Below are 12,315 nucleotides of genomic sequence, written 5' to 3' on the forward strand. Positions count from 1 at the left end.
GCTCAGACGCTCCGGGTGTTCTTGGGCGACGCCGACTTGAAGTCGATCGTTTCCGGTTGCTGGGCTTCATGTTCGTGCGCGCCGCCGGCGAACAGGCGCAGGTGCGTCATCTGCTTGCGGGCCAGCGGGCTTTCCTTCGGCAGCATGCGCTCGACGGCCTTCTCGAGCACGCGCTCGGGGAAGCGACCGCCCAGAACCTTCTCCGGGGTCGTCGACTTGACGCCGCCCGGGTGGCCGGTGTGGCGATAATAGACCTTGTCGGTCGACTTCTTGCCGGTGAACACCACCTTGTCGACGTTGGTGACGACGACATAGTCGCCGCAGTCAACGTGCGGGGTGTAGTCGCCGCGGTGCTTGCCGCGCAGACGGTTGGCGATGAAGGTCGCGAGACGGCCCACCACGACGCCTTCGGCGTCGATGTGGATCCATTTCTTCTCGACCTCGGCCGGCTTCAACGAAGCCGTGGTGCTCTTCAGCATTGAGGGGGTTCCTGGAGACGAAAATCGGGTCCGGCCCCCGAGGGAACCGAATGAAGGCGCGCTGATACAGGAGAGGACGGGTCGCGTCAACGCACTGAACGCCACAAGACTACCATCAACTTTATGTTTTACAACGATATTTTGTTTACGGTATTAAAATACCCAAAACTTTAGGTGCTGACTCGTTATAAAATAACGGCGCTTGTCATCAAACCATAGCCAATCGGAGTCATCGGGAGACAAACTTCCGGAGCTTCCCATGAACCCTCACCGTCGCGGTCTAATCGCCTCGAGCGCCGCCCTCGCTTTCGCAGGCTTGGCCCGTCACGCCGCCGCCCAGGCGGAAGGCGAAGAGACCTACGTCAACGAGGTCCACGGCTATGGCCCGCTGATCCGTGATCCCAGCCGACTGCTCGATCTGCCCGAAGGCTTCTCCTACCAGGTGATAGTCCAAGGCGGCGACACCATGGATGACGGCCTGTTCGTCCCAGGGCAACCCGACGGCATGGCCTGTTTCCCGTTGGAAGGTTCGCGGGTCGCCCTGGTGGTCAATCACGAGCTGAAGGGTTCATCCGGCCTGCACCGCAATCTGGGGCCCGGCGGCCTGCACGAAGAACGCCTCGGTCTGTTAGACGCGACCAAGGCCTATGACACCTACAAGGACGGCCGTCCCCTGCCGGGCGGGTGCTCCACCATCATCTATGATCTCAAGACGCGTCAGAAGGTCAGTCAGCATATGAGCCTGGCCGGCACCTCGACCAACTGCTGCGGCGGGCCGACGCCTTGGGGCAGCTGGCTGACATGCGAGGAGACGCTCGAGACCCCTGCCGACGCCGACGTGACCAAGAGCCACGGCTGGGTGTTCGAAGTGCCATCGACGGCGACCGGCCTCGTCGACCCCGTGCCGCTGAAGGCCATGGGACGGTTCGATCACGAGGCGGTCTGCATCGATCCGCGCACAGGCATCGTCTATCTGACCGAGGACGACAATTCCGGCCTGTTCTACCGCTTCATTCCCAAGACGCCTGGCAAGCTGGCCGAAGGCGGCAAGCTGCAGGCCATGGCCTGGAAGGGCGCGCCTTCGGCCGACACCCGCAACCAAGACGACCGCGCCTGGGCCGTCGGCGACTGGCGCGACATCGAGTGGATCGACATGGAGGACGTAGAATCTCCCAACGGCGACCTGGCCAAGCGCGGCCACGCGGCCGGTGCAGCCTGGGTCGCCCGCGGCGAAGGCGTCTGGTGGGGCGACAATGAGATGTATTTCACCGCAACATCCGGCGGGCCGATCCGGCGCGGTCAAGTGATGCGACTTGTTCCCGGCCTGAACGGCGGGACCGACCGTCTGCAGTTGTTCGTTGAAAGCACGGACATCAAGACGATGAACATGGCCGACAACATCACAGTCGCGCCGTGGGGTCACCTCATCCTGTGCGAAGACAACTATTCCACCGAGGTTCGCAACCACCTGAAGGGCGTCACGCCGGACGGCAAGGTCTATACGATCGGCCGCAATGTCTTCACCGGCAACTCCGAGTTCGCGGGCGCCTGTTTCTCGCCCGACGGCGAAGTGCTGTTCGTCAACATCATGTACCCGGGCATGACCCTGGCGATCAGAGGCCCATGGACCTCGGTCCGGACATGAAGATCCGGGGCTGAGCCCGCAGCACCAGCCAAAGGTTCGCCGTCGCCACAGCAAGGACGACGGCGGCCCCAGCCTGGTGGAGCACGCCCAGCCAGACCGGCACGGCGTGAATGAGGGTGACGATACCCAGCGCAGCCTGAAGCCAGATCACGGCCGCCAGGACGAAAGCCCCTAGCCCCATCCCCTCAGCCACGCGCCAACGCCAGGCCTGGAAGGCGTAGATGCTGACGGCGATCAGCAGCCCATAGGCAACGAGCCGGTGATTGAACTGGGTCAGCGCCTGGTCGTGCAGAAAAGCTGAAGCGCCCAGACTCCAATCGGCCGGAGGCAGTACGGCACCATTCATCAGCGGCCAATCGGTGTAGACCAGCCCAGCATGCCCTCCGGCGACCAGCGCGCCGAGCAGGCATTGGATGAAGACCAAGCCCAGTAGGAAACCAGCGCCGCGCGCCCAACCCGACGGCGGACGCCCTCTGTCCTCTCCATGCCAGGCTTCGAGCCCCGTCCAAATAAGGGCGGCGAACAGAACGAAGGCTAGACCCAGGTGGGTCGCCAGGCGTTCGGGCGCGACACTGACCCGCTCGGACAGGCCGCTGGAAACCATCCACCAACCGATCAGCCCCTGCAGGCCGCCCAAGGCCAACAACAGGAGACACCGCCAGATCAGGCGATCAGGCATGGCGAACTGGGGAAAAACAGACCGCAGTGGCGCGATTCGGCACAGCAGGAAGAAAGCTAGCGGCAGGGCGAATACCAGTCCGATCAACCGCCCGATCAGGCGGTGCAGCCATTCCCACCAGAAGATGCCCTGGAACTCGCCCAGGCTCATGCCAGCGTTGACCTGGGCGTACTGCGGGATCTGCTTGTACTTCTCGAAAGCCTCGGCCCATTGGGCGTCATTCAGCGGTGGAATCGCCCCCATGATCGGCTGCCACTCAGTGATCGACAGGCCCGAGCCCGTCAGGCGGGTGATGCCGCCGACCACCACCATCAGGAAGACGAACGCCGCAGTGGCGAACAGCCACACAGCGACGGCGACATTGCGATCTGGATTTCCGAAACGGTTCATTCGACGCCCGACACTGACCCGGATATGGTGTCGCCTTCGACCGTGACCAAAACGCGACCGTGGCGGTATGCCCCGCTACGATCACAAGATCGAGTCGGATTGAGAGACGGCGCACAGGCCGACAGGGAGATCAGGGTTGCAATACGCCGACATCGCCGCCGCCGTTCTGGGGGGACTTCTGCTGGCCTGGATCGCCGACCTGCTAACCGGGCGGCGTGGCCTAGGCGGGACCATTCTTGTGTCCGGCGTCGGCCTGGCCTGCGGCTGGTTCCTGGCTGTACGCGTCTTCGCCGTCAGCACCATGGACAGCTGGGTTTGGACGCCATGGGCGCTTGCCGGCTCCGCCGTGTGCCTGATCGCCTTCTTCCTGTTCAGGAACAAGCGCTGATGCCGCCCCGCGCGCGTCGATTCGTCGCCGCTATTGGCGTCCTGGCGTTTCTGGTTTTCTGGGTCTGGGGGCTGATCGCCCTGCGCGGCCTGCTGCCAGCCTCGCCGTGGATAGATTTTCTCTTCTTCGGCATCGGCGGTACGGGCTGGGGGCTGCCGCTCATCCCCCTGCTGAAATGGGCAGAGCGGCCGCCACGCTGACGTCGAGATCCGCGACGGCCTCAGGTGACCCGTCGCTTCTCCAGCTTCCGCGCCAGGGTCCGACGGTGCATGCCCAACCGACGCGCCGCTTCCGAAATGTTGAAGTCGGTCTCAACTAAGGTCTCGTGAATCCGCTCCCACTCAAGCGTCTTAATAGAAGTGGGACGCGTGGTCAGCGGCGTGGCGGCATCACCAGAGGCCTTGCCGAAGGCGGCTTCGATATCATCGGTGCTGGAGGGTTTGGCCAGGTAATGACGGGCGCCCAGTTTGATCGCCTCGACCGCCGTGGCGATGCTGGCGAAACCGGTCAGGACGACGATATTCATGTCGGGGTCGAAGGCGTGCAGAGTGGAAACGCAACCTAGGCCGGACGCCCCGCCCAGCTTCAGGTCCACGACCGCAAATCCCGGGCGATGGATCTTGAGAACCTCGGCCATCTGATCCGGCCCATCCGCGCTGACCACGACATACCCTCGTCGCTCGAACGACTTTCGCAGGGTGCGGGAGAATGAGTCGTCATCTTCGACGATCAGCAGAACAGGGGCTTCATCGGTCATCTGCAATCTCCTCGGGCGCCAGAACGTCGATCGGCAGGGTCAGCTTGACCTCGCCGCCTCCTCCGGCTGGATTGCAAGCCTCGACTGACCCGCCCAGTGATCGCATCACATTGGCGAGCAGAAACAGACCCAAGCCGGCGCCGGGACGATCCTTGGTCGAATTATAGGGTTTGCCCAGCCGATCGAGCACGGTTGCTGGGAAACCTGGACCATTGTCTCTCACCGCCACCTGAAGCTTTCCATCGCTCACGGTGGGCGAAACGACGATCCGCCGCGCACCGGCCTCAACCGCATTGTCGAACAGGACGCCGAAGACCTGACGCAACGCCGGGTCGGCGATGATCCGAGGATCGGGGCCGGTCCAGGGCGTCACATCCACCCGAACCCGGATGTCTCGGGTGGTCCAGCCTTCGACCACTTCATCGAGGAAACGGACCAGGGTGGTGTGAGACGGCGCCTGTCCCCTCGCCTCGCCCGCTGACATCAGAATCCCGGTGACGATCGCCTTGCAGCGCTCGACCTCGGCCTGCATCACATCCATGTCCTGGCTCAGATCGGCGTCGGCCTTCAGGAGCGGCATCCGCCGCCAATCGCTTAGAATCACCGAAAGCGAGGCCAATGGCGTGCCCAGTTCATGGGCGGCGCCTGACGCCAGCAACCCCATCCTGACGATGTGATCCTGCTCAGCCGCCTGTTGGCGAACATCAGCCACATAGGCGTCGCGCGCGCGCAAATTTTCATTGATCCGGGTCATGAACAGCACCAGCAGCACCGCCATAAGCAGGAAGCAGATCAACCCACCCGCCATATAAAGGCTAAGCACGCCGCCTTCCTGATAGGGCGGCAGATCGAGCGGCAAGTGAAAAACGCCAAGACAGACGAAGCAGACGCTGGTGATCGCGATCAGAGACCAGGCGTATGAAGGCCGCAGCAGAACCGCCCCCAGCACGACCTGAAGCAGGTAAAGGCCGACAAAGGGATTGGTCGCGCCTCCGGTCAGAAACAGCTGCCCCGTCAGGGCCGCCACGTCCGCCAGCAAGGCTAACATCAGCTCATGGTCTGAAATGGAATCCCGACGCTGCGTCAGGGGCAGGCTGACCAGATTGACCAACGCCAGGCTGACCGGCGCGATCAGAAGCCAAAGCAGCGGCAGCCGGATGCCCAGACCAAAATGGACGATCAGAATCGTCGCGACCTGGCCGAAGACAGCCAGCCATCGCAGTTGGACCAACAGGCGAAGATTGCGCCGGTTCGCCGCCTCCTGCGACACCGCAGTCTCGCGCCAGTCGCCAAAACCCAGAAGGCGTTGAAGCGTGGAGGTCATGCGGGCCGGCGACGACGACGAACTTCACGCACCACGATCCCGTATCCAACAAGGGTCAGCAGCGCCATGCCGAACCAGGTCAGGGCGTAGACAAGATGGCTGTTCGGGAATCGTACCACGGTCAGCCCGCCTTTCGGCCAGCCGTCCGGATTGGGCGTGACGTCAGCGTCGATGAAATAGGGCGCGAAGGTCGACAGCCCTCTCGCGGCCGCGATCGCCGCCACATCGCGGGAATACCAACGGTCCCCGGCCGGATCATTGGCGCGCAGGAAGCCGCCCCCCGGTTCGGTGATTCTCAACAAACCGGTCACCGTCTGTAGGCCGCCCAACTGACCAGACGACCGATCGGCCGGCGAACGACGCTCAGGCGGGACAAATCCGCGGTTCACGAGAACCGTGAAGCCTTTATCCGTGGCCAAAGGCGTCATGACCCAGAAGCCCGAGCCATAGTCGGTGACAGCCTGAACCAGGACCTCGTGTTCGTGCTGGAAAACGCCCCGTATCATAACGCGACGGTACTGTTGGTCTTGGCGGGACAGTGCGGACCAGGACGCCGGTCCGGGCGCTTCGACGGGTGGAGCGTGAACGCGAGCCTCGACCTGCGCGATCAGTTCGGTCTTCCAGGCCAACCGCTGGACCTGCCAGCCGCCCAGAGCCACGAAGCTCAGAAACAACAAGGCCGCGCCGAATCCGGCCCATACAAGGGTCAGATGTCGACGCGGCGCGTTATGGCTGTCGCCTTTGATCACGACCTCCTTGGTCGGCCCCTTAGGAGCCCATCCCGCTCATTTCGTGGGTCGGCATCATGTTGGTGTTCAGGTGGTACATGACCCACAGCGAACCCGACAGGGCGATGACCACGACGATGATCGTGAAGATCAGGGCCAGCATGGTCCAGCCGCCCTCGGACTTGGTGTTCATGTGCAGGAAGTAGATCATGTGAACCACGATCTGCACCACGGCGAAGGCCATGACGATCAGGGCGGTGGCCTGGGTCGGAAGGACACCGGTCATGACCAGCCAGAACGGAATGGCCGTCAGGATCACCGACAGGACGAAGCCGATCATATAGCTCTTGAAGGAGCCGTGATTATGCCCCTCGTGGCCCAGATGGTCGGTGTCGTGCGACTCCGGCGAGTGGTCGTTCTTATCGGCGCTCATCGAACCATGCCCAGCAGATAGACGAAGGTGAAGACGCCGATCCAGATGACGTCAAGGAAGTGCCAGAACATCGACAGGCACATCAGGCGGCGCTTGTTGGCGGGGATCAGACCCTTCCAGCTGACCTGAACCATCAGCGTCACCAGCCAGATGATGCCGAAGGTCACGTGAAGGCCGTGGGTGCCCACCAGGGTGAAGAAAGCCGACAGGAAGGCGCTGCGCTGCGGCGTCGCGCCTTCATGGATCAGGTGAGCGAACTCGTAGAGTTCGATCCCCAGGAAGGCCAGGCCGAACAGACCGGTGACAGCCAGCCAGACCAAAGTCTGAGTTTTCTTGTTCTGGTCCATCGACAGCATGGCGAAGCCATAGGTGATCGACGAGAACAGCAGCATGGCGGTGTTGATCGCCACCAACTCCAGGTCGAACAGCTCTTTTGGCCCCGGCCCGGCGGCGTAGTTGCCGCCCAGGACGCCGAACACGGCGAACAACATCGCAAAGATGAGACAGTCGCTCATCAGATAGAGCCAGAAGCCCAGCATCGTGCTGGAGCCTTCCTCGTGATGCGGCTCCTCTTCCAGGTGGAAGACGTTCGGGTCGATCTCAGTCGCAGTCGCGGTCGCGCTCATGGATCAGGCCTCCGTTCCGGCCAGGGCGCGCGTACGCGCCTCTTCGGTCGCGCGAACCTCATCCTCGGGGATGTAGTAGTCGCGCTTGTAGTTGAAGGTATGGGCGATCGAGACCGCCAGCACAGCCAAGAAGCTGAGCGCCGCCAGCCACCAGATGTACCAGACCAGGGCCAGCCCCATCACCAGGCACAGACCGGACAGGATGACGCCCGTGCCTGTGTTCGAGGGCATGTGGATGGCGCGGTAGCCGCCCAGCGGACGCTGATAGCCCTTCTTCTTCATGTCCCACCAGGCGTCGGAGTCGTGGATGACCGGTGTGGAGGCGAAGTTGTAGGCCGGCGGCGGCGAAGAGGTCGCCCACTCCAGAGTGCGGCCGCCCCACGGGTCGCCCGTGGTGTCGCGCAGCTTGTCGCGATTGATGATCGAGACGGCAAACTGGATGAACATGGCGGCGATGCCCAGAGCGATGACGCCGGCGCCGATGGCCGCGATCACGAACCAGATCTGCAGCGAAGGATCGTCAAACACCCGCATGCGGCGCGTTACGCCCATCAAACCCAGAACGTACAGCGGCGTGAACGCCAGCCAGAAGCCAGGCACCCAGCACCAGAAGCTGACCAGCCCCCAGAACTTGTCCAGCTTGAAGCCGAAGGCCTTGGGCCACCAGAAGTTGATGGCGGCGAACAGGCCGAACAGCACGCCGCCGATGATGACGTTGTGGAAGTGGGCGATGAGGAACAGCGAGTTGTGCAGCACGAAGTCGGCCGGCGGCACCGCCAGCAACACGCCCGTCATGCCGCCGATGACGAAGGTCAGCATGAAGGCGACCAGCCACATCATCGGCAATTCGAACCGGATACGGCCACGGTACATCGTGAACAGCCAGTTGAAGATCTTCGCGCCCGTCGGGATCGAGATGATCATCGTCGTGATGCCGAAGAAGGAGTTCACCGACGCGCCCGACCCCATGGTGAAGAAGTGGTGCAGCCACACCAGGTACGACAGGATGGTGATGACGACCGTGGCGTAGACCATGGAGGTGTAGCCGAACAGCTTCTTGCCCGAGAAGGTCGAGGCGATCTCCGAGAAGACCCCGAACAGCGGCAGGATCAGGATGTAGACTTCCGGGTGACCCCAGATCCAGATCAGGTTCACGTACATCATCGGGTTGCCGCCGAAGTCGTTCGTGAAGAAGTTGGTGCCGACGTACCGGTCCAGCGTCAGCAGGGCCAGCACAGCGGTCAGGACCGGGAAGGACGCCACGATCAGGACGTTGGTGCACAGCGAGGTCCAAGTGAAGATCGGCATCTTCATCATGCCCATGCCCGGGGCGCGCATCTTCACGATGGTCGCGATCAGGTTGATCCCGGACAAGGTCGTGCCGACCCCCGCGATCTGAAGCCCCCAGATATAGTAGTCGACACCGACGCCCGGGCTGTAGCCGATGCCCGACAGCGGCGGATAGGCCAGCCAGCCGGTGCGCGCGAACTCGCCCACGAACAGCGAGGCCATGATGATGATGGCGCCAGCCGTGGTCATCCAGAAGCTGAAGTTGTTCAGGAAGGGGAAGGACACGTCGCGCGCGCCGATCTGCAGCGGCACGGCGTAGTTCATGATGCCGGTGACCATAGGCATGGCCACGAAGAAGATCATGATCACGCCGTGGGCGGTGAAGACCTGATCATAGTGGTGGGCGTTCAGGTAGCCTTCCGACCCGCCGAAGGCCATGGCCTGCTGCAGGCGCATCATGATCGCATCGGCGAACCCGCGTACAAACATGATCAGCCCCAGGATCATGTACATGATCCCGATCTTCTTATGGTCCACGGTCGTGAACCATTCCTTCCAGAGATAACCCCAGAGCTTGAAGTAGGTCAGGGCCCCGAACAGGGCGAGGCCGCCCAGCGCGACCACGATCATGGTCACGACCAGGATCGGCTCATGCAAGGGCAGAGCCTCGAGCGTCAGCCGCCCGAAGATGAGTGGAATGAGAGTGTCAGCGTTCATCGACTGTGTTCGCTCAGGCGTTGGGGGAGGAACGGACGTCGGTCGAAACCGGCCCCGTCGATTGCTTGTTTATGGAAAGAGACGCCATCGGCAGACCCTGGGTCAGGCCCAGGCCCGACAGGGGCGCCATGCTGACCGGAGCGCTGGTTGCGTCCAGCTCTGCGCGGCGGATTCGTTCGGCGGCCGCAGCCTCGGCCTGAAGCGGCGTGCAGATGGTCATGACATAGCTCTCGTTGGAGCCGAAGATGGCGGCGTTCTTCCCGCGACCGGCGTACTTGTCATAGACCAGCGGCATGGTGTTGCGGATCGAGGCCATGGTCAGACCACCCTTGCGGTCGATCTCCATCATCTCACCCATGCACATCTTGCCCGGCTCGACGCACATGTTGAGGATGGCGTCCCACAGACCGCCGTCGACGGTGGAGAAGCGCATCACCGGAACCTTCTCACTAGGTTTTTCCAGCTCGAGGTAACGCTCGCGATCCAACGGCTGGCCGCTGCGGCGAACCCCGGCGATCCAGCCGTCGAAGCCTGCCTGATCCAGGCCGTGGAACTTGAACCGCATGTTTGAGAAGCCGTCGCCGGAATAGTTGGCAGACAGTCCTTGGTACTCGCCCGGACGGTTGATGACCGCGTGCAGTTTCGTCTCCATGCCCGGCATGGCGTAGATCTGGCCAGCCAGGGCGGGGATGTAGAAGGAGTTCATCACCGAGGACGAGGTGATGTGGAACCTGATCGGGCGATCCACGGGCGCGGCCAACTCATTGACCGTGGCGACGCCGTACTGCGGATAGATGAACATCCATTTCCAGTCGAGCGCGACCACATTGACCTGCAGCGGCTCCACACCTTCGGCGACGGGCTGGCCCGGCTTGATCCGATCAATCGGACGATAGGGGTCCAGCAGGTGGGTACCGGCCCAGGTCAGTGCGCCCAGGCAGATGATGATCAGCAGCGGCGCGGCCCATATGACCACTTCCAGATGGGTCGAGTGGTCCCAGTCCGGGGTATATTCCGCCTCTGTGTTCGACGCCCGGTACTTCCAGGCGAAGAAGACGATCAGCGCCATGACCGGCACGATGATCAGCAGCATCAGCAGGGTCGAGACCATCAGCAGGTCACCCTGCTGCTGGGCGACGTCGCCTGCGGGTTTCAAGACGACCAGATTACAGGCCGACAGAAGCGCCACCATGGGCACGAGCAGGAGTAGGCGCAGACGGCGCAAGGGAGCTCCAATCGGAAAACGTCGGACAAGGGGGAGGAGTCGCGACGATGGGCGTTCGAGTTGCGCCGGATAGTCAGCTTCGGTCAGGAGCGACATTGGACAATCTGTCCTATCCTCATGTGGCGACTTTCATCGCAAAGGGCGCGCGGTCATAATGCGGCATTACCGCCGTACACCTAAATACCTTCAGTTTAAACGGAGCGATCCCAGCCCATGTCCGTCTCGACGACCCCTTCGTCAGAGTCGCTGGAACGCGACGCCGCCGCCCTCCACGATGATCATGGCAAGGTGGACCCCGGCGAAATCGCCATCGGCGTGATCATTGGCCGCACCTCGGAGTTCTTCGACTTCTTCGTTTACGCCATCGCTTCCGTGGTCGTGTTCCCACAACTGATCTTCCCGTTCGCGGGACCGATCGGCGGTACTTTGCTTTCGTTTGCCGTCTTCGCCCTCGCCTTCCTGGCGCGCCCGCTGGGCACGGCGCTGTTCATCGCCATCGACCAGAAGTTCGGGCGCGGCGCCAAACTGACCATCGCCCTGTTCCTACTGGGCACCTCGACCGTCGCTGTCGCCTTCCTGCCCGGCTATGAGAGCATCGGCATAGCGGCCGCCGTATTGTTGGCCGTCTTCCGCATCGGCCAGGGCGTAGCCCTGGGCGGCGCTTGGGATGGCCTGGCGTCGCTGCTGGCCCTGAACGCGCCGGAGAACCGTCGCGGCTGGTACGCGATGATTCCGCAGCTGGGCGCGCCCATTGGGCTGATCGTCGCCTCGGCCCTGTTCGCTTTCTTCCTGAATACGCTTTCGGCGGCGGACTTCCTCGACTGGGGCTGGCGTTATCCGTTCTTCGTCGCCTTCGCCATCAACGTGGTGGCCCTGTTCGCACGACTGCGCATCGTCGTGACGCCCAGCTTCCAGCAGATGTTCGAAACGCGCGAACTGCAGCCCACGCCGGTTCACACCGCCATCAAGGCGGAAGGCCCCCGGATCGCCATCGGCGCCTTCGCGCCCCTGGCCAGCTTCGCCATGTTCCACATGGTCACCGTCTTCCCGCTGTCTTGGGTCTTCCTGTTCACCCAGGAGACGCCGGTGCGCTTCCTGCTGATCGAGATGGTCGGCGCAGTCTTCGGCCTGCTGGCCATTCTCGCCTCCGGCGTTCTGGCCGACCGTTATGGCCGTCGTTCGCTGCTGGCCGCCACGGCTGCCGGCATCGCCGCCTTCTCCGGCTTCGCACCCCAGCTGCTGAACGGCGGCGCGATGGGCGAACTGATCTTCATGATCTCGGGCTTCATCCTGCTGGGCCTGTCGTTCGGTCAGGCGTCCGGTCCGGTGGCCTCCAGCTTCTCGCTGGCGAACCGCTACACCGCTTCGGCCCTGACGTCGGACTTGGCTTGGTTGTTCGGAGCAGGCTTCGCGCCGCTCGTCGCCCTATGGATTTCTAGCCAGTTCGGCCTGATCGCAGCCGGCGCCTATCTGCTGTCAGGCTCTATCCTGACCCTTGCAGCCCTGTGGCTGAACCGGGAGCTGGCCCGCAGTTCCTCGGACAAGGCGCGCGTCGCCAAGAACTGATACGGGTTCGCGCCTGACGCCCCGCCCCGGTCTCGCCGCCAGCGAGGCCGGGGTTTTTCTTTGCCTCA

Annotated in this window: 13 protein-coding genes; 4 read left to right on the top strand and 9 right to left on the bottom strand. The window is 63.0% G+C overall.

All coding sequences use genetic code 11. The features are described from left to right. Positions 1–2 precede the first annotated feature (2 nt). Entirely contained in the window at positions 3–476 is a 474-nt protein-coding gene (gene rplM, locus PKE72_RS15995; RefSeq protein ID WP_183196355.1) for a 50S ribosomal protein L13, read from the bottom strand. A 262-nt stretch (positions 477–738) separates the two neighbouring features. On the opposite strand from rplM, the gene PKE72_RS16000 reads away from it, so the two are divergent. Beyond that, positions 739–2,124, top strand: coding sequence for an alkaline phosphatase PhoX (locus PKE72_RS16000; protein ID WP_271166358.1), 1,386 nt, complete (start codon positions 739–741; stop codon positions 2,122–2,124). On the opposite strand, the gene PKE72_RS16005 is transcribed toward PKE72_RS16000, so the two are convergent. Beyond that, positions 2,093–3,193: a COX15/CtaA family protein gene (locus PKE72_RS16005; RefSeq protein ID WP_271166359.1), complete on the bottom strand. Its 1,101-nt coding sequence runs from the start codon at positions 3,191–3,193 to the stop codon at positions 2,093–2,095. The two genes, PKE72_RS16000 and PKE72_RS16005, sit on opposite strands and share 32 nt — an antisense overlap. Positions 3,194–3,329: 136 nt before the next feature. On the opposite strand from PKE72_RS16005, the gene PKE72_RS16010 reads away from it, so the two are divergent. After that, entirely contained in the window at positions 3,330–3,581 is a 252-nt protein-coding gene (locus PKE72_RS16010; protein ID WP_271166360.1) for a transglycosylase, read from the top strand. After that, complete coding sequence (locus PKE72_RS16015) at positions 3,581–3,781, top strand: DUF2842 domain-containing protein (RefSeq protein WP_271166361.1); 201 nt, start codon at positions 3,581–3,583, stop codon at positions 3,779–3,781. Before PKE72_RS16010 ends, PKE72_RS16015 begins: the two co-directional genes overlap by 1 nt. Positions 3,782–3,801: 20 nt before the next feature. Here the strand turns inward: PKE72_RS16015 and PKE72_RS16020 are convergent, their stop codons facing one another. The 7 genes from PKE72_RS16020 to cyoA all read right to left on the bottom strand — a co-directional run bounded on the left by PKE72_RS16020 (position 3,802) and on the right by cyoA (position 10,681). After that, positions 3,802–4,338, bottom strand: a complete 537-nt coding sequence (locus PKE72_RS16020; protein WP_271166362.1) for a response regulator transcription factor — start codon at positions 4,336–4,338, stop codon at positions 3,802–3,804. Continuing rightward, a complete protein-coding gene (locus PKE72_RS16025) occupies positions 4,328–5,662 on the bottom strand; it encodes an ATP-binding protein (RefSeq protein ID WP_271166363.1) in 1,335 nt (444 codons plus the stop codon). Before PKE72_RS16025 ends, PKE72_RS16020 begins: the two co-directional genes overlap by 11 nt. Beyond that, positions 5,659–6,339 carry an SURF1 family protein gene (locus PKE72_RS16030; protein ID WP_271166364.1) on the bottom strand — a complete coding sequence of 227 codons (681 nt, stop codon included), beginning with the start codon at positions 6,337–6,339 and terminating at the stop codon, positions 5,659–5,661. The genes PKE72_RS16025 and PKE72_RS16030 overlap by 4 nt, the downstream gene beginning before the upstream one ends. A 91-nt stretch (positions 6,340–6,430) precedes the next feature. Next, on the bottom strand, positions 6,431–6,823 hold the full coding sequence (cyoD, locus tag PKE72_RS16035; RefSeq protein ID WP_271166365.1) for a cytochrome o ubiquinol oxidase subunit IV: 393 nt from the start codon (positions 6,821–6,823) through the stop codon (positions 6,431–6,433). Beyond that, positions 6,820–7,449, bottom strand: coding sequence for a cytochrome o ubiquinol oxidase subunit III (cyoC, locus tag PKE72_RS16040; protein ID WP_271166366.1), 630 nt, complete (start codon positions 7,447–7,449; stop codon positions 6,820–6,822). The genes cyoD and cyoC overlap by 4 nt, the downstream gene beginning before the upstream one ends. A gap of 3 nt (positions 7,450–7,452) precedes the next feature. Next, positions 7,453–9,456, bottom strand: coding sequence for a cytochrome o ubiquinol oxidase subunit I (gene cyoB / locus PKE72_RS16045; RefSeq protein ID WP_271166367.1), 2,004 nt, complete (start codon positions 9,454–9,456; stop codon positions 7,453–7,455). Positions 9,457–9,469: 13 nt separating this feature from the next. Further along, positions 9,470–10,681, bottom strand: coding sequence for a ubiquinol oxidase subunit II (gene cyoA / locus PKE72_RS16050; protein WP_271166368.1), 1,212 nt, complete (start codon positions 10,679–10,681; stop codon positions 9,470–9,472). A gap of 213 nt (positions 10,682–10,894) precedes the next feature. On the opposite strand from cyoA, the gene PKE72_RS16055 reads away from it, so the two are divergent. Continuing rightward, on the top strand, positions 10,895–12,247 hold the full coding sequence (locus PKE72_RS16055; RefSeq protein ID WP_271166369.1) for an MFS transporter: 1,353 nt from the start codon (positions 10,895–10,897) through the stop codon (positions 12,245–12,247). Positions 12,248–12,315: the final 68 nt, after the last annotated feature.

Origin of the sequence: Brevundimonas intermedia (assembly GCF_027922165.1) — a bacterium.
Taxonomy (GTDB): Bacteria; Pseudomonadota; Alphaproteobacteria; order Caulobacterales; family Caulobacteraceae; genus Brevundimonas; species Brevundimonas intermedia.

Excerpts from the sequence above, each read along its gene's own strand:
- PKE72_RS16000 (WP_271166358.1), top strand. The coding sequence starts at position 739 with ATGAACCCTCACCGTCGCGGTCTAATCGCCTCGAGCGCCGCCCTCGCT.
- PKE72_RS16005 (WP_271166359.1), bottom strand. The coding sequence starts at position 3,193 with ATGAACCGTTTCGGAAATCCAGATCGCAATGTCGCCGTCGCTGTGTGG.
- PKE72_RS16015 (WP_271166361.1), top strand. The coding sequence starts at position 3,581 with ATGCCGCCCCGCGCGCGTCGATTCGTCGCCGCTATTGGCGTCCTGGCG.
- PKE72_RS16020 (WP_271166362.1), bottom strand. The coding sequence starts at position 4,338 with ATGACCGATGAAGCCCCTGTTCTGCTGATCGTCGAAGATGACGACTCA.
- PKE72_RS16025 (WP_271166363.1), bottom strand. The coding sequence starts at position 5,662 with ATGACCTCCACGCTTCAACGCCTTCTGGGTTTTGGCGACTGGCGCGAG.
- cyoD (WP_271166365.1), bottom strand. The coding sequence starts at position 6,823 with ATGAGCGCCGATAAGAACGACCACTCGCCGGAGTCGCACGACACCGAC.
- cyoC (WP_271166366.1), bottom strand. The coding sequence starts at position 7,449 with ATGAGCGCGACCGCGACTGCGACTGAGATCGACCCGAACGTCTTCCAC.
- cyoB (WP_271166367.1), bottom strand. The coding sequence starts at position 9,456 with ATGAACGCTGACACTCTCATTCCACTCATCTTCGGGCGGCTGACGCTC.
- PKE72_RS16055 (WP_271166369.1), top strand. The coding sequence starts at position 10,895 with ATGTCCGTCTCGACGACCCCTTCGTCAGAGTCGCTGGAACGCGACGCC.